At 50.7% G+C, this 17,761-nt stretch carries 13 protein-coding genes; 7 read left to right on the forward strand and 6 right to left on the reverse strand.

Features of this window, described 5'->3' with window-relative positions:
* Positions 1–8 precede the first annotated feature (8 nt).
* The 3 genes from ileS to murJ all read right to left on the reverse strand — a co-directional run bounded on the left by ileS (position 9) and on the right by murJ (position 5,427).
* On the reverse strand, positions 9–2,834 hold the full coding sequence (gene ileS / locus ON072_RS09395; RefSeq protein WP_261753134.1) for an isoleucine--tRNA ligase: 2,826 nt from the start codon (positions 2,832–2,834) through the stop codon (positions 9–11).
* A 32-nt stretch (positions 2,835–2,866) separates the two neighbouring features.
* Positions 2,867–3,802 carry a bifunctional riboflavin kinase/FAD synthetase gene (gene ribF, locus ON072_RS09400; RefSeq protein WP_028779808.1) on the reverse strand — a complete coding sequence of 312 codons (936 nt, stop codon included), beginning with the start codon at positions 3,800–3,802 and terminating at the stop codon, positions 2,867–2,869.
* 65 nt (positions 3,803–3,867) lie between these two features.
* Positions 3,868–5,427, reverse strand: a complete 1,560-nt coding sequence (murJ, locus tag ON072_RS09405) for a murein biosynthesis integral membrane protein MurJ (protein ID WP_101059508.1) — start codon at positions 5,425–5,427, stop codon at positions 3,868–3,870.
* A 255-nt stretch (positions 5,428–5,682) separates the two neighbouring features.
* Here murJ and rpsT point away from each other — a divergent pair, with 255 nt between their 5' ends.
* Entirely contained in the window at positions 5,683–5,949 is a 267-nt protein-coding gene (gene rpsT, locus ON072_RS09410; RefSeq protein WP_025011908.1) for a 30S ribosomal protein S20, read from the forward strand.
* Positions 5,950–6,012: 63 nt separating this feature from the next.
* Here the strand turns inward: rpsT and ON072_RS09415 are convergent, their stop codons facing one another.
* Positions 6,013–6,309, reverse strand: a complete 297-nt coding sequence (locus ON072_RS09415; protein WP_025011907.1) for an ArsR/SmtB family transcription factor — start codon at positions 6,307–6,309, stop codon at positions 6,013–6,015.
* A gap of 135 nt (positions 6,310–6,444) precedes the next feature.
* Here ON072_RS09415 and ON072_RS09420 point away from each other — a divergent pair, with 135 nt between their 5' ends.
* Positions 6,445–7,848 carry a M28 family metallopeptidase gene (locus ON072_RS09420; RefSeq protein WP_261753133.1) on the forward strand — a complete coding sequence of 468 codons (1,404 nt, stop codon included), beginning with the start codon at positions 6,445–6,447 and terminating at the stop codon, positions 7,846–7,848.
* A gap of 75 nt (positions 7,849–7,923) precedes the next feature.
* Here the strand turns inward: ON072_RS09420 and yaaA are convergent, their stop codons facing one another.
* The gene (gene yaaA, locus ON072_RS09425) at positions 7,924–8,700 is read right to left on the reverse strand and encodes a peroxide stress protein YaaA (RefSeq protein ID WP_117199812.1); all 777 of its coding nucleotides are present in this window, start codon (positions 8,698–8,700) and stop codon (positions 7,924–7,926) included.
* 110 nt (positions 8,701–8,810) lie between these two features.
* Positions 8,811–10,310: an alanine/glycine:cation symporter family protein gene (locus ON072_RS09430; RefSeq protein WP_044734931.1), complete on the reverse strand. Its 1,500-nt coding sequence runs from the start codon at positions 10,308–10,310 to the stop codon at positions 8,811–8,813.
* Between the two features lie 425 nt (positions 10,311–10,735).
* Here ON072_RS09430 and ON072_RS09435 point away from each other — a divergent pair, with 425 nt between their 5' ends.
* The 5 genes from ON072_RS09435 to ON072_RS09455 all read left to right on the forward strand — a co-directional run bounded on the left by ON072_RS09435 (position 10,736) and on the right by ON072_RS09455 (position 17,736).
* Positions 10,736–13,102: a phosphoketolase family protein gene (locus tag ON072_RS09435; protein WP_045283541.1), complete on the forward strand. Its 2,367-nt coding sequence runs from the start codon at positions 10,736–10,738 to the stop codon at positions 13,100–13,102.
* A gap of 288 nt (positions 13,103–13,390) precedes the next feature.
* Positions 13,391–14,491, forward strand: a complete 1,101-nt coding sequence (locus tag ON072_RS09440; RefSeq protein WP_025010588.1) for an OmpA family protein — start codon at positions 13,391–13,393, stop codon at positions 14,489–14,491.
* A 242-nt stretch (positions 14,492–14,733) separates the two neighbouring features.
* Positions 14,734–15,687: a transaldolase gene (gene tal, locus ON072_RS09445; RefSeq protein ID WP_025010587.1), complete on the forward strand. Its 954-nt coding sequence runs from the start codon at positions 14,734–14,736 to the stop codon at positions 15,685–15,687.
* 38 nt (positions 15,688–15,725) lie between these two features.
* Complete coding sequence (gene pgi, locus ON072_RS09450) at positions 15,726–17,363, forward strand: glucose-6-phosphate isomerase (RefSeq protein ID WP_045283540.1); 1,638 nt, start codon at positions 15,726–15,728, stop codon at positions 17,361–17,363.
* Between the two features lie 190 nt (positions 17,364–17,553).
* Positions 17,554–17,736: a DUF3545 family protein gene (locus ON072_RS09455; protein WP_025010585.1), complete on the forward strand. Its 183-nt coding sequence runs from the start codon at positions 17,554–17,556 to the stop codon at positions 17,734–17,736.
* The last annotated feature ends 25 nt before the right edge of the window (positions 17,737–17,761 follow it).

Here is a 17,761-nt window from a genome sequence, read left to right on the forward strand (position 1 = left end):
TATTATCCTCAGGCGAACAGGCGTTGTTCACCTTCTCCTTCGATATTGGTCACACAGCGGCCACACAGCAGTGGATGCTCGGCGATCTGGCCAACGTCTTCTCTGTGGTGCCAGCAGCGGTCACACTTGGCCGCTTCGGACTTGGCGACGCTGAGCTTAAGTGATGCCAGCTCAGTTTCACGGGCATCGGCAGGTGCATCGGCAAGCGGCTTAACCACAGCCTTGGAGGTCAGCAGCACAAAGCGCAGCTCGTCACCCAGTTTGGCCAAAGCTTCGGTCAGCGCCGCATCGGCAAACAGAGTTACCTCGGCTTCCAGCGCGCCGCCGATTAGTTTATCGCGGCGGCCCTGTTCCAGAGCCTTGTTGACTTCATCACGAACCTGCAGCAACTGAGCCCAGTATTCATCACTCAGATCTGAGTCCAGCTGCACGGCCTTGAGGCCCTGGAACCATTCCTGAGTAAACACATAGGCGTCACGTTTACCCGGCAGCAACTGCCAGATTTCATCGGCAGTGAAGCTGAGGATAGGGGCAACCCAACGCACCATGGCTTCGGCAATCAGATACAGAGCCGACTGACAACTGCGACGGGCGTGACCATCACGCTTGGCGGTATACTGTCTGTCCTTGATGATATCCAGATAGAAGCTGCCCAATTCAACCGAGCAGAACTGCATCAGCTTCTGGGTCACTATGTGGAAGTTGTAAGCATCATAGGCTTCCAACAACTCTTCCTGCAGCTTGGCGGCGCGGCGCACCACCCAGCGATCCAGCGCCACCATGTCTTCGATGGCGATCATGTCTGTCTCTGGCTCAAAACCGCTCAGGTTGGCCAACAGGAAGCGGGCGGTGTTACGGATACGGCGATAAGCATCGGCGCTACGGTTGAGGATCTCATCGGATACCGTCATTTCACCGCTGTAGTCGGTAGAAGCCACCCACAGACGCAGAATATCGGCGCCCAGTTTGTTGGTTACCTGCTGTGGTGCAATCACGTTGCCGATGGACTTGGACATCTTGCGGCCCTTGCCATCCACGGTAAAGCCGTGAGTCAATACCTGCTTGTAAGGAGCCTTGCCGTTCATGGCGGTTGAAATCATCAGTGATGACATGAACCAACCACGGTGCTGATCCGAACCTTCCAGGTAGAGGTCAATTCCCTGCCCCTGGAATTCAGGGCGGGCGGCAACCACTGAGGAGAAGGTAGAACCTGAGTCATACCAAACATCCAGAGTGTCGGTCACTTTGCGGTACTGTGCTGCATCTTCACCCAGGAGCTCAGACTCGTCCAGATCCCACCAGGCTTGAATGCCCTGCTGCTCAATGCGATGAGCAACACGCTCCATCAAGGCCACGCTATCTGGATGCAGCTCTTCGGTTTCCTTGTGAACAAACAGAGTGATAGGTACGCCCCAGGTACGCTGGCGCGAGATACACCAGTCAGGACGGTTCTCGACCATCTTCTCAATCCGGCTCTGTCCCCAATCAGGGATCCACTGGGTTTGCTCGATTTCACCCATGGCTTGAGCACGCAGCCCTTTGTTATCCATGGAGATAAACCACTGCGGTGTGGCGCGGAAGATAATAGGTGTCTTGTGGCGCCAGCAGTGTGGATAGCTGTGACGATAGGCTTCACGGTGCAGCAAGGCATCTTTTTCCTGCAGCAGCGCCACAATTTCATCATTGGCCTTGAACACGTGTTTGCCGGCAAACAGCGGGGTATCCGCCTTGTAAACGCCGTTATCACCCACAGGATTAGCCACTTCCAGACCGTACTTCTGGCCAACCACAAAGTCGTCCTGACCGTGTCCAGGTGCTGTGTGTACCACACCGGTACCGGATTCGGTGGTCACATGATCGCCAAGAATCGCCGGCACACTGAAATCATAGAAAGGGTGCTGGAACTGCATCAACTCAAGCTCGGCACCTTTGGCACGACCAAGGATCTGATGGCTCTTGACGCCATAACGAGTGATACAGCTTTCCACCAGGGCTTCCGCCAGAATAACAGCTTGCTTGGCGCCGTCTTCAGACTCAATCTCCACCAGCACATAGTCCAAATCCGGGCTCAGAGACAGCGCGCGGTTGGCAGGTAAGGTCCAGGGAGTGGTAGTCCAGATAACCATGGAAACTGGCGCTTGATACTCAGTAACCCCGAAAACGGCCAAAACTTTAGTCTTGTCCACAGCGGTAAAAGCCACGTCTATAGCCGGTGAAGTCTTGTCTTCATATTCCACTTCGGCTTCGGCCAGGGCAGAACCACAGTCGGTACACCAATGCACCGGCTTAACCCCTTTGTGCAGGTGGCCGTTGTCAATCACTTTGGCCAATGAGCGAATGATGTTGGCCTCAGTGCTGAAATCCATGGTCAGGTAAGGTTTAAACCAGTCACCGAGCACGCCGAGACGGATAAAGTCATTGCGCTGGCCATCCACCTGTTTGGCGGCATACTTACGGCACTCGTCACGAAACTCGGCAGCAGAGATTTTCTGCCCTGGCTTACCGACTTTCTGTTCTACCTTAAGTTCAATCGGCAGACCATGGCAGTCCCAACCTGGCACGTAAGGCGCATCAAACCCCGACAAGGTCTTGGATTTGATAATAATATCTTTGAGGATCTTGTTAACTGAGTGACCAATATGAATATCGCCATTCGCATATGGAGGGCCATCGTGCAGAATGAACAGCTTGCGGCCAATACGGCTATCACGGATCTGTTGGTACAGATTCTCCTCGGTCCAGCGTTTCAACATCTCTGGCTCGCGATTTGCCAAATTACCACGCATCGGAAACTCGGTTTCCGGCAAATTCAAAGTTGATTTATAGTCGCTCATTGATCCTATACCATTAATTTAGCTAAGAGAGCTCAGCCTGCTTCATTGCTGAGTAAGGCGCGAGCCTCATCAGCGTCATTCATTATTTGTTTCTTAAGTGCCTCAAGGGACTCGAACGGTTTCTCGTCACGGATCTTGGCCACTAATTCCACTTCTACTTTACGCCCGTAGAGGTCACCTTCAAAGTCAAACAGGTGCACTTCCAACTGGCAATTTTGTCCCTGAACCGTGGGGCGAAAACCCACATTGGCAACACCATCGTATTGCTCACTGCCATCCCACCAGAGCCTGACCGCAAATACGCCCCTCACAGGAACCACCTTGCGCTTCATGGCGATATTGGCAGTGGGGAACCCCAGCGTCCGGCCCAGCTTTTTCCCATGGGCCACCTTACCACTGAGAGTATAGGGATGTCCCAATAAACGTCTGGCCTGCTCAAGATTGCCCTTGGCCAGCGCATCTCTGACCATGGTGGAACTGACCCTGTGATCGCCAACCAAAAAGCTTTGGGTACTGACTACCGCAAAACCGTGCTGTTCACCAGCAGAGCGAAGCAGCTCAAAATTGCCCTGACGAGCCCGTCCAAAACAGAAATCGTCACCGACTACCAGATACTTGACCCCAAGTTTACGCACCAGCAGCTCTTCGACAAACTCCTTGGCCGGCACTTGGGCAAACTTTTGATTGAAATTGACACACACAAGCCTGTCTATTCCAAGTTCTGCAAGCAGTTTGACCTTGTCGCGAAGCAGGCTCAACCGCGCAGGGGCATCCTGGCCGCGAAACAGTTCCTGCGGTTGCGGCTCAAATGTCATCAGGGTGGCCGGTAAACCAAAGTGACGTGCCTTCTTGACCAGATTGGCTATCACTTCGGCATGGCCCCTGTGCACACCATCGAAGTTACCTATGGTGAGCACACAACCGCGATGGGCCGGCAATATATTGTGTATTCCGCGAATCAGTTCCATGAAATCAACGACCGCTTAAACGTAAATTGGCGGATTATATAACAGCTCGGCAGCAGAATCAGCCCTCAGTTCCGGGCTTTGAGCCGCCATGGACGGATCCCAAGCAGCACCAGTGCAATAAAATACCCCAGAGCGCCGCCTAAGATCAGGGCAAACAGATGGCTGATTCGCTCAACAAACGACCAGCCAAGCCATTGCGCCTGCTCTGGAGAAAAGTAGAGCAACAGGGCCACCATCACGACAGTAGCAAGTAATGCCTTGATAAAAAAGATGATTGTTTGTTTGCTGACTCGATAAACACCGGCCAGATGCAAACCGCGATATAACAGGGAAGCGTTGAGTAAAGCAGACAGAGAAGTGGCGATCGCCAGCCCCACATATCCAAATGGCACGGCAAAAATAATATTGAAACCCATGTTGCTAACCATAGCAATGATGCCATAACGCACAGGTGTCTTGGTGTCCTGACGGGCATAATATCCGGGCGCCAGTACCTTGATCAGCATAAAACTCAACAAACCTGTGCCGTAGGCCACCAGAGAATAGGAAGCCATTTCCACGTCACTGATGCTAAAGGCGCCACGCATAAAAAGCACCATCAACATCGGCTGAGCCAATACAATCAGCCCCATCATGGCCGGTAAACCCAGCAGCATAATGGCACGAATCCCCCAATCCATGGTGCGACCAAAGCCCTCACCCTCGGCATTGACATGGTTTTTGGATAGAGCAGGTAAAATAACAGTGGCGATGGCAATACCAAATAATCCCAGCGGAAACTCCAACAAACGGTCTGAATAATAGAGCCAACTGATAGAACCTGTGACCAGGAAACTGGCAATAAAGGTATCCAGCATCAGGTTAATTTGCGACACAGATACCCCAAACAGTGCCGGGATCATCAGAGTACGGATTTTGACCACTCCCGGATGATTCCAGCCCCATGAGGGCCGGACCAGGGCTTTTTCCTGCAGCAGAAAAGGAATTTGAAACAAAAACTGAATCACACCACCAAAAAACACCCCCCAGGCCAAACCTATTTCAGGCTTATCCAGGGTGGGGCTCAACCATAGGGCAGCGGCGATAATGGCAACATTGAGAAATACCGGGGTAAAGGCTGAAACGGCAAAGCGGCCCCGGGTATTGAGAATCGAGCCGGCCAAGGCGGTGAAAGTGATAAACCATAGATAGGGAAAGGTGATCTTCAGCATTAACGAGGCCAGTTCAAACTTGGCACCGTCAGGCTCGTCATTGACCCAGGCCATAAACCAGCCGGCTCCGAACAAAGCGGTCAATATTGGCGAAGCCAGAACCCCTATCAGGGTCACGACTGTTACCAATAACCCCAAGGTACCGGCAACCTTTGATAATAAGAGTTTGACCTCTTCGCTGGACTCTTTCTCCTGATACTGAGTCAATACAGGTACAAAAGCCTGAGCAAAGGCACCTTCAGCAAACAAGCGCCGCAAAAAGTTAGGGATCTTGTTGGCAAAAAAGAACACATCGGCACTGCTGCCCGCGCCCATCAAGTTGGCGACTACCACATCCCGTACTAATCCCAGCACACGAGAAATCAAGGTCATGACGCTGACAATGGCGCCGGACCGTACCAATTTTTTGCTCAAATATTCCCCCAGAAGACTCAAGCCGCCATAAACGGCGACAAGTCTCAAAAATTCCACTTAAGCTCTGTCACATGCCAGCAATTGCTGGTAGAATTGCGCCACATCTTACACGAGTTGGGTTGAGGATAGCCAAATCAGGTTGGATTAATTTATCTTTATGATGGATATTCAATCATTGTCATTGACAAAGTGGCGAAAACCGGGCATTCTCCTCGGCCTTTAAAAGTATCAAATCCAGTTTTTAGGAGTTGCACCTTGGCTAATAGCAAGACTGCAAAGAAGCGCGCGCTTCAATCAGAAAAGCGTCGTCAACACAACGCTAGCCGTCGCTCTATGTTGCGTACCTACGTGAAAAAAGTTATCGCTGCTATCAAAGCTGGCGATCACAAAGCGGCTACTGAAGCTTTCGCTGTTGCACAACCCATTCTTGACCGTATGGCAACCAAAGGCCTGATCCACAAGAACAAGGCTGCCCGTCATAAGGCTCGTCTGAACGCTCGTATCAAAGCACTGGCTGCTTAATTCGATACCAGCATAAAAAAAACCGGCATTTGCCGGTTTTTTTATATCTGAAATTCAATAACATCAATGACAATAGATGTTATTCAACAGCTTGATGATTTCGCGCACTTCTTCACTCTTAAGCGAATAGTACACTGTCTGGGCTTCTTTGCGGGTTGCCACCAGATTGTCTTTCCGCAACCAAGCCAGATGCTGAGACAAAGCCGACTGACTCAATCCCAGTTTCTTGTTCATTTCCCCAACGCACATCTCTCCCTCACTCAGGAGATAGCACAGAATAAATAAACGCCTCTCATTGGCCAGCGCCTTCAATAATACGACGGCATGGTCCGCTCGCTGCTGCATCAACTCAATATTCATGACGAGCCTATTCTCCTAATACAAACTCCGTCCCTAATATAGCCTTGCCTTACGGAGATAGTCGGGACATAAAGCACACTTTTTGTTAGATTGTTTTCAAAAATGGGACATACCTAATAAAAACAAAGGAAACACATGAAAAACTATCGAACCGCCCTGTTACTCCCACTGTTGATTTCTTCACTTATTGGTTGTCAATCCCCCTCTCCTTCCAATACAAATCAACTGCTTGCTGAATCATTGCAGCAAAAAGCCCTAGATTCTGACCTCGGCTTTCAAATTGTGGAATCTTTAACAGTGGAAGTCGGCCCTCGCCTGGCCGGTAGCCCAAAAGACGCCATGGCGGTTGCCTGGGCGGAGAAAAAGCTACAGTCACTGGGTTTTGACCGTGTCTATAAGGAAGCGGTGGAAGTCCCAGTGTGGGAGCGCGGTGAAGCCAGCGCCAGCATAGTGGCCCCCTTCCAACAGCCTCTGGTCATCACGGCCTTAGGCGGCAGCGTTGCCACCCCGGCAGAGGGCATTACGGCCAAGATAGTCCGCTTTGACAGCCTGGCTGCACTTAAAGAAGCCAATCCTGATGATGTTGCCGGGAAAATTGTCTTTATCGATCAGAAAACCGAGCGCCACAAGACAGGTAAAGGTTACGGCAAGAGCGTAGGTGGCCGCTCAAGAGGTGCCATAGAGGCGGCGCGTAAAGGAGCCTTGGCAATAGTTATCCGTTCGATAGGTACAGATCATGACCGTATGGCTCACACAGGTACCATGCGCTATGAAGAAGGCTTGAAGCGGATCCCGGCTGCGGCCATGTCGGCGCCGGATGCCGATCTTGTCAATGCCATGCTCAAGCGCTCTGCAGATATAACTCTCACGTTAAAGATGTCACCCGAGAACAAGGGCAGCGCCATTTCCTATAACGTCATCGCCGAAGTCACCGGCAGCAGCAAGCCAGATGAAATCGTGCTGATAGGGGCTCATCTGGACTCCTGGGATGAAGGTACAGGGGCCATAGATGACGGTGCCGGAGTCGCGATTGTCACTGCGGCCGGGAAGCTTATCCAGGATTTACCTGTAAAACCTGCACGCACAGTACGTGTCGTGCTTTATGCGGCCGAAGAGATAGGCTTGGTTGGTGGTAAGGCTTATGCCAAAGCCCACGCTGCAGAGCTGGATAAACACTATATCGCCGCCGAATCCGATTTCGGTGCTGGCCCTATCTACCGCATTGACTTTCAGGTCAATGAGCAAGTGCTGCCGAAACTACAGCAACTGACCCAGCTGATGCAGCGAAACGGCGTTGCCGCCGGTGACAACAGCGCCTATGGTGGCCCGGACGTTTCCATGCTGCCGGCCAGTGGCGTGCCTGTCGCCTCCCTGCGCCAGGATGGTACCGATTACTTCGACTACCACCATACCCCCAACGATACCTTGGACAAGATAGATCCCAAGGCGCTGGCACAAAACATTGCGGCCTATGCCCAGTTCGCCTATTTGATGGCACAGTCTGAACTGGAACTGCGGCCACTGCCTGCCAAACAATAAATCACTGCCGCCTTCTATATAGAAAGCCGTTCAATAATGAACGGCTTTCTTATCTTTATATACAGGAAAACACTATCAGCTCTGTTCTTCCCGCAGGAACACAGGAGTATCAGTGCTGGACTCGGCTTCACTGTAATAATAGCCGGCGCTGTTGAATGCCCTTAACCGCTCCAGACTCTGTTCCTCTTGCTCCAATAGGTAACGAGCCATCATGCCTCTGGCCTTCTTTGCATAGAAGCTTATCACCTTGTACTGACCTTTTTTGCAGTCCTTGAACACAGGCGTAATGATACGCCCGTCAACCTGCTTGGTTTTAACCGCCTTGAAGTACTCGTTGGACGCCAAATTCACTACAATATCATCTCCTTGCTGAGCCAATGCCTGATTAATGGCATCTGTGATGATATTCCCCCAGAAGGCGTACAGGTTATTGCCCCTGGGATTGGCCAAGGAGGTGCCCATTTCCAGCCGATAGGCTTGCATCAAGTCCAGAGGCCTCAAGAGGCCATAGAGACCTGACAAAATACGCAGATGCTGCTGAGCCCGAGCAACAGTTTCCGGGGCAAGGCTGTCAGCATCCAGACCTGTGTATACGTCACCACGGAAGGCATAGAGTGCCTGCTTGGCATTCTCCGGGGTGAAATCAGGTTGCCACTCGGCGAATCTGGCGGCATTCAAGCCGGCAATTTTGTCACTGACTTTCATCAAAGAAGCAATATTGGCTGGAGTCAGATCTCGGCAAACCTGAATAAGCTCGCTGCTGTGCTCAAGAAACTGTGGCAGGCTGTATTCAGATACCGCCGCAGGGTTGTCATAATCCAGGGTCTTGGCCGGTGAAACCAAAATCAGCATATTCACTCCGTCTTATTCATATAGATTTACCTATGATACTGGCAGGAAATAAAAAAACCACGCACTGATGGCGTGGTTTTTTCGATGGCCCCAATCTGGGCCGGATTCAGTTACAGGCCTTTGTCACTGCGAACCACAGGTTCACCGGTCCAGATACCCTCTTCGATATGGCCTTCAAGCTCAGGGAATTGGCTCTTGTCAAACACAGGCTCTTTGCCTTCGCTCAACTGATCACGGTAGTCATTGATCACCCGCATGGCAACACCGGAAAGCAATACCAAGGCGATGATATTGACTGTGGCCATCAACCCCATGGACAAGTCTGCCATATCCCACACCAGCTGGATCTTGGCAACAGCGCCAAACATCACCATGCCGAGTACACACAAGCGGAACAGGGGCAGTACCTTGCGGCTGTTATTGGAAAGGAACAGCACATTGGTTTCAGCGTAAGAGTAGTTGGCGATAATAGAAGTGAAACAGAATAGCAAGATGGCAAAGGCCACAAACAGGCCGCCCCAATCACCAACATGGTTGGTCAAAGCAGCTATGGTCAGTTGGATCCCCTTGTCTCCCTCGCTGACGTTGACACCGCTGAGATCACCGGCCAGCAATATGATGGCAGCAGTAGCACTACAGATAACGATAGTGTCCATAAACACACCTATCATCTGCACAAAACCTTGAGATGCTGGATGGTTAGGCGTTGGCGACGCGCTGGCAGCCACATTGGCGGCACTACCCATACCGGCCTCGTTGGAGAACAGGCCGCGGGCAACCCCGGACTGCATCGCCTGAGCCACAGTATAAGCGACTCCCCCTGCGGCCGCTTCCTGCCAGCCGAAGGCACTGTTGACTATCAATTCAATAATGGTCGGCAGTTGCTCAATATTCATGCCGACAACGACCATGGCGATCAGGATATAGGCAAAAGCCATAATAGGCACAACCACCTCGGAGACCCGCGCAACCTTACGCAGCCCACCCATGATCACCACACTGCTGGCCAGCACCAGGAAAATACCTATCCAATAACTGGCTTTTACATCAAACCAGTAGGCCTCTTTTACATCAAACACGATCTCCAGAGCACCGGCTATGGTATTGGACTGTACCGCATTAAATACCAAGCCGAAGGCGATGATCAGAAACACGGAGAAGAGAATCCCCATCCAGCGTTGTCCCAGTCCCCGTTCCATATAATAGGAGGGACCACCACGAAACTGGCCATCTTTATCTTTTACTTTATAGATCTGAGCCAGAGTCGACTCAATCATAGCCGTGGCCATACCCAGAAGGGCGATGAGCCACATCCAGAATACGGCTCCAGGGCCACCGGCCCCTATGGCAACTGCCACACCGGCCATATTACCGGCCCCGACCCTGGCGGCCATGCTGGTGCAAAACACCTGAAATGAAGACAAACCACTTTCACAGCCCTGTCTACTGGTTGCCATCACCTTGGCAGAATGCCCCAGGTGAGTAAGCTGAATGAACAACAACCTCAGGGTAAAGTACAGGCCGGCCCCCACCAGGGCATAAACCAATAGTTTTCCCCAAAGAAGAGAGTTCAAAAAACCGACTATGGTTTCGATAGTTTCTATTATCATAATTGTAAGCTTTCCCGTGGCAAACCTGGCCCATCACTGACTGGATGACGCCAAATTTGTGGTTAAGATTCCTTCCTGAATGAAAAAGGATAAGCATCGGCCAGTTTCTTTTCGAATTATCCTACATACACTAAGGTATGCCGGCCGCGCTTGAGGGCGGAGAAAATAGCATAGGATGCTAAAATTCTCGCGTGATCAAGATCACACTTAATCACTCATGTGACAGTAAATTCACCATAAAAACACCAGAACAAGCTAGTGTTATAACCTAAATAACAAGGGCATCACAGAGACTTTCGAAAAAAGCCACCGGCTAAACAAACTTTCAAAACTTGGATGCGGGACACATTTTTGTAATAAAACTACAAATATAGTACCTACAAGATAATCTGATTCACTTTTAGCTAGCTCAAGCGAGGCACGATATGACCCAAAAGCAAGAGATAGGTGCACTGAAGAAATTTGTCCGGGCCACTAACTTCCTGGCAACCTCACAGATTTACCTCAAGCACAATGTATTGTACAAACGCCCGTTGCAACACAGTGATATTAAGCCAAGGCTCTTGGGTCACTGGGGAACCTGTCCGGGGATCAACTTTGTCTACGCCAACGTGAACAGATTGATTACCAAGCACAAGCGCCCATTCCTCTACCTGGTCGGCCCAGGTCACGGTTTCCCAGCTGTACAGGCTAACCTCTTCCTTGAAGGCTCTCTCAGCCACTTCTATCCAGAAACCATTCCGTACAACGAAACCGGTATTGAAGATATCTGTCGCAAGTTCTCCGCGGCTTACGGCTATCCTTCGCATGCCAACCCCGAAGCTCCCGGACAAATTCTTGAAGGGGGTGAGCTGGGCTACTCCTTGTCTGTCGCTTGGGGCGCTGTTCTGGATAATCCTGACTTGATTGCCGCTGTACTCGTTGGTGACGGCGAATCTGAAACCGGTCCACTGGCTGCTTCCTGGTATGCCAACCGTCTGGTTTCTCCTGCCACCAACGGTGCCATACTGCCAATAGTGCATATTAATGGTTACAAGATTTCCGGCCCAACCCGTATGGGACGCATGAGCCACGAAGAGCTGGAACTTGAATTCAGAGGCCTGGGTTATCACCCCATCATAGTGGACAGCGAGCAGGAAGAAGATGTCTACCTGCAGATGACCAAAGCGATGGATACGGCTTATGAGATGATCAACGACATCCAGAAACGTGCCCGCAACGGCGAAGATGTGGTCAAGCCACGTTGGCCGGTGATCCTGATGCGCACCGCCAAAGGCTGGACCGGCGTTCCCGAATACGATGGCAAAAAACTCGAAGGCAACTGCGAGTCTCACCAGGTAATTGTCAATAAGTGTGCCACCGACAAAGGTCATCTGGCCGCATTGGATGGCTGGCTCGACAGCTACAAGTTCTCTGAACTTTACTCCATCAATGAGCAGAACCAGATTGTCTTCGACAAAGACATCCAATCACTGCTGCCCCCTGCAGAACTCTGCTGTGGCCGTCAAAAGATGAGCTATGGTGGTGAAGTGGTGCGCGCCCTCAGCAATCCTGATCTGGAAAAACTGGCCTATGGCCCCGAAGTTCCAAGAGGTCATCGTGGTTATTCCATGCTGAAAATGGGTCAGTGGATGCGCGAAGCCTTCCGCCTCAATAAAGATCAGCGCAACCTGCGGATCTTCAGCCCTGACGAAACTTACTCCAACCAGCTGCAAGCCGTATTCGAAGCGACAGATCGCGCCTGGCAATGGCCGATTGAAAGCTGGGATGAAGATATGAGCCGCGATGGTCGGGTCATGGAGCTGTTGTCTGAAAACCTGCTGTTTGGCATGATGCACGGCTACACAGTTACCGGCCGTCACGCCATGTTCCCTACCTATGAGTCTTTCTCTCAGGTAGTGTCTTCCATGGCTGACCAATACTGTAAGTATGTCTATGCCAGCCAAGGGGTTCACTTCCGTAAGCCGCTGCCGGCTTGCAACGTGGTGCTTTCCTCTCTGCTGGAACGTCAGGATCACAACGGTTACTCTCACCAGAACCCTTCTTTCCTGGGCGCCATGCTTGAGAAACATCCGAAGATTATCTCGGCTTATCTGCCCGCGGATGCCAACACCACTCTGGTTTACACAGAACGCGCTTTCGCCGACCGCGACAAACTGAACATTCTGGTCGCCGGTAAGAAAGAGCTGCCTCAATGGCTGAGCCTTGATGAAGCCCGTAAACAGGCCAAAGACGGTGTAATGGTCTGGGACTTTGCCTCTGATGAAAACCCTGATGTCGTCCTGGCTGGCTGTGGTGACTATGTCACTCAGGAGTGTATGGCGGCATTGGTATTAATTCGTGAACTCCTGCCAAGAGTGCGTATCCGCTTTGTCAGCGTCACTGAATTACACAGCAGTGGTCTGGGTAGCCTCAAGTTCCAGGAAAAACCTTGGTTGATGGATGAGATATTCACCGAAAATAAAGGTGTGGTATTTAACTATCACGGTTATCCAAACACCATCAAAAAACTGATCTTCGATTACAAAGGTAGTCACAGATTCAGAATCAAAGGTTATGAAGAGGAAGGTTCAACCACCACACCATTTGATATGGGTGTTCGTAACGGTACTTCCCGTTATCACCTGGTAATAGATATGGCTTACAAACTATTCCAGCAAGGTGTTATCGATGAAACCCGCCACGTTGCGATTACCACAGATATGTTACAACGCTTGGTTGATCATAGAAATTATATCAAGGCCAATGGTGTGGATCCTGAGTATATCGAGAACTGGATTTGGACCCGTTAAGCTGAACCTTAGCTAAACAATAGACAAATAATTTAGTTATAAAATTGTTTGCCAAAAATAAAAAAAGCGCCTTCAAACAGGCGCTTTTTCTTTATTTTAAATTGTTAAGCAAAGCCCAAGAGCAAATCTTGAACAATAAATTTATTGGTCGATAAGTGGAAAATTGCTTTTTTTCAATGGATAATTGACCCAGCTAGCTAAAACACTAAAGGAAATCCCACATTAAGTGCTAGTCATGTTTCCTATACGGGACATCTGGGTAATTGAATAGCAATGGACTTGGAGAACATGATGAATAAGACATTTAAAGTATTGTTGCTCGCATCTATGATGCCTTTTGCAGCATCTGCAGCAGACGAGCTCAGCCCATGGTATGTGGGTGCGGGCCTCGGTGTAAATAACTACGAACCTAACTGCGATCAGAAAACCATGAAAACCTGTGGTGAAGACGATCCATATGCATGGGACGTGTTTGCAGGTTACCTGTTCAACGATTACTTTGGTGTAGAACTGGGTTATCGTGACCTGGGTCGTGCCGAATGGACCGACTATGCCAACAAGCTCAATGACGTAGGTGCCAAGGGCGCCACTCTGGGCCTGGTGGCTTTCTGGCCTTTCGCCGACAAATGGAGCCTGTCTGCTGAAGCCGGTGCCATGAACTACCACATTTCCAACAACAGACAATGGGGTAGCGAGTACTACAGTGACAGCGGTGTTGCACCTTACTTCGGTGCCGGTATCGGTTACAACATCACAGAGAACCTGAAACTGGCCGCCAAGTATCGTCGTTATGAAAACCTCGATGAAGAAAAGTGGAACACTCTGGCAATGGAAAGCAACTACTGGGGTCTTGAACTGAGCTACCGTTTCGGCAGCACTTCAAAGCCTGCTCCAGTAGCGCCAGTGGTCATAGAGCCAGTTGACAGCGACAATGACGGTGTCAACGACGATATGGACCAATGTCCAAACACACCAGCTAACCACAAAGTAGACGCCAACGGTTGCTCTATCTATGTTGAAAAGCTGGAGAAGCTGGAAGTTAAGGCTGAGTTCGATAACAACTCATCTGTACTGAAAGCCGACTCTATGGCTGAAATCCAGAAAGTCGCTGACTTCATGAACAAGTACCCTAAAGCCGATCTGGAAATCGCCGGCCACGCATCACTGCCTGGTAAAGCCGATTACAACCAGTGGCTGTCTCAGAAACGTGCCGACGCAGTTGCCAAAGTACTGGTTGACCAGTATGGCATCGATGCCAGCCGTATCAACGCCAAGGGCTACGGTGAAAGCCAGCCGCTGATGCAGGGTTCTTCTGCTGAAGCCAACAAGGTTAACCGCCGTATTGAAGCTCACATGAGCTTTAAAGAAAAAGAAGCTCTGCTGAAGTAAGCTGAACTTCTTCTGGAAAAGTCGCTGCCCTGCAGCGACTTTTTTGTTTTCAGCCTTTGTGTCATTAGAATTCCCCCGGTTATGGGAGTACACTTCCTTTAACCGAAAACGGCCCTCATTGACAATTTCTCACCATTTTTGTAATTTTTTTTCAATCCTGGTTGGAAACGAGGGCAAAATCGCTTTTAATAGCGTCATGCAATCCCCGCGTAAACGGCCTCAATCTGAGAAGGATGTTTTTCATGGCAAACACACTCACGCAACTCAAATCCGTTACAACCATAGTTGCTGATACCGGCGACATCGAGGCGATCAAGCTCTATCATCCGCAAGATGCCACCACCAACCCATCACTGATCCTTAAAGCCTCTCAGATCCCTGAGTATGCCCCACTGATCGATGATGCTATTTCCTGGGCCAAATCTCAGAGCCAGGATCCGCAGCAACAACTGGAAGACGCCGCAGACAAGCTGGCGGTCAACATAGGGGTGGAAATTCTCAAGCTGGTACCGGGACGTATTTCAACCGAAGTAGATGCCCGCCTGTCATTCGATAAAGCCGGCTCCATCGCCAAGGCCTATAAGCTGGTTAAGCTCTATGAAGCAGCCGGTATCGATAAGTCACGCATTCTGATCAAACTGGCTTCCACCTGGGAAGGCATCTGTGCCGCCAAGGAGTTGGAGCAAAACGGTATCAACTGCAACCTGACACTCTTGTTCAGTTTCGCCCAGGCCAGAGCCTGCGCCGAAGCCGGAGTTTACCTGATCTCGCCCTTCGTCGGCCGTATTCTCGACTGGTACAAGAAGAACACCGGCAAGGACTATAGCGCCAGTGAAGATCCAGGCGTGGTCTCAGTAACCCAGATCTACAACTACTATAAACAGCATGGTTATCAGACAGTGGTTATGGGTGCCAGCTTCCGTAACACAGGTGAAATCATTGAGCTCGCCGGCTGTGATCGCCTGACTATAGGCCCATCTTTGCTGGAAGAACTGGCCAACTCAGACACCCAAATAGTGACCAAGCTGCAACCTGCCACTGAAACCCAAGAACCACCCAAGCCGTTGACCGAGGCTGAGTTCCGCTGGGAGTTCAACGAAGATCCCATGGCAGTGGAAAAACTGGCTGAAGGTATCCGTAACTTTGCCATAGATCAGGGCAAACTCGAGACCATGCTCAAGGCTAAACTGAGCTAAACAAGGTCTGTGCTGAAATTGAAGATCAGGGACAACTCATGACACATTTGACTCAATCCGCTAGCTGGCAGGCTCTCAAGGCGATGAGTGCAGACCTGCCTCACATGCGTGAACTCTTTGCCGAAAACGCGCAGCGCTTTGAACAGCTATCGCTCAAAGACTGTGGACTGCTGTTGGATTACTCCAAGAACCGCCTCACTGATGCCGTGCTGCAGGAGCTGCTCAAACTCGCCCGTGAAGCCGGACTTGAGCAAAAAATAGCGGCTATGTTTGCCGGCGAAGCAATCAATACTACGGAGCAGCGTGCCGTGTTGCACACAGCTCTGAGAGCGCCGGCCGATGCGGATATTCGCGTCGATGGCGTCAATGTAGTCCCTGAAGTTCAGCAAACCCTGGCTCAAATGGAGGCTTTTGTCGAGGCGCTCTATTCAGGTCAGTGGCGCGGCTATACCGGCAAGAAGATCACAGATCTTGTCTCCATCGGAATTGGCGGTTCCTTCCTCGGCCCCAAGATTATCTCCGAGGCCCTGCGTCCCTATTGGAACGGTAAGCTACAGTGTCACTTCGTCGCCAATGTCGACGGCACGGCCATCAGTGAAAAACTGAAGAAGCTGGATCCTGAAACCACCCTGTTCCTGATGTCGTCAAAATCCTTTGGCACTCAGGAAACCCTGACCAACACCCTCAGCGCCAAAGAGTGGTTCCTGGCCAAAGGCGGTTCACAGCAGGATATCGGCAAGCACTTTGCGGCAATTACCTCCAATGTCGCCAAGGCAACGGCGTTTGGCATAGATGAAGACAACATCTTCCCCATGTGGGATTGGGTTGGCGGGCGCTATTCTCTCTGGTCGGCCATAGGTTTGCCCATAGCCGCCCTGATAGGCATGGATAACTTCAAGGCACTGTTGGCCGGCGCCAGAGCAATGGATGTACATTTCGCATCCAGACCTCTTGAGCAGAATATGCCGGTGATCATGGGCCTGCTCTCTGTATGGTACAACAATTTCTTCAATGCCCAGTCCCACGTGGTGTTGACCTATGATCACTACCTCAGAGGGCTTCCGGCCTATTTCCAGCAGCTGGATATGGAGAGTAACGGCAAGTCCGCCACTCTGGACGGCAATTCAGTTGATTACAGCACAGGGCCGGTTATTTGGGGCGGAGAAGGCACCAATGGCCAACACGCCTACCACCAGCTGTTGCACCAAGGTACGGCATTGATCCCGGCAGACTTTATCCTGCCGTTGCAAAGCCATAATCCTATCGGTGAGCATCACGCTCAGCTGGCATCAAACTGTTTTGGTCAGACCCAGGCGCTGATGCAAGGACGAACCTTCGATGAAGCCTTGGCCGAACTGGCCGACAGCCCACTCTCAGAGGCTGAGAAACAGCTTATTGCCAAACATAAGGTCATGGAAGGCAACAAGCCGAGCAATACCCTGTTGATGGACAAGCTGACCCCAATAACCCTGGGCGCCTTAATTGCTCTTTACGAACACAGAACCCTGGTTCAGGGCGCTATCTGGGATATCAACTCATTCGATCAATGGGGAGTTGAGCTGGGTAAAACGCTGGGGAATGAAGTGCTGTCGCGTATCGGCGCAGAGCAAAACAGCCAGGATCTGGATGCTTCCAGCAATGCCCTGATCAATCTCTTCAGACAAGGAAAAATCTAGCCCGTTAACCTTGTAAATCAACAGATACCAGCCAGCTCCACTGGCTGGTATTTTTTTGCCCGCCATCTTGTCTATACGCCTTCATCAAAGTATCACTCAAGTTTAACAAAATAGAAACATTCTTCTTGCACCCTGTTTGCCAAGTATGATATTTAAATGTTGATAAAACATACAACAACAGGAGGTTGCCATGGATCGTTTGGATTATGGTAGTGCGCTAGACGAAGTCGTTGAAAGACCAAGCCGCTCTCGAAGCTCCAACAAGAAGCGCAAATGGCGTGAAATCGAAGCGCTGAAAGATAAACATCGTCTGTTGAAGGAACTACAGGAGATAGACAGCAGTTTTGACTATGATATCGACAGCCTCCTCTGAATATGAGAGACATTAAAAAAGAGCG

Origin of the sequence: Shewanella sp. K8 (assembly GCF_028823715.1) — a bacterium.
Taxonomy (GTDB): domain Bacteria; phylum Pseudomonadota; class Gammaproteobacteria; order Enterobacterales; family Shewanellaceae; genus Shewanella; species Shewanella algae.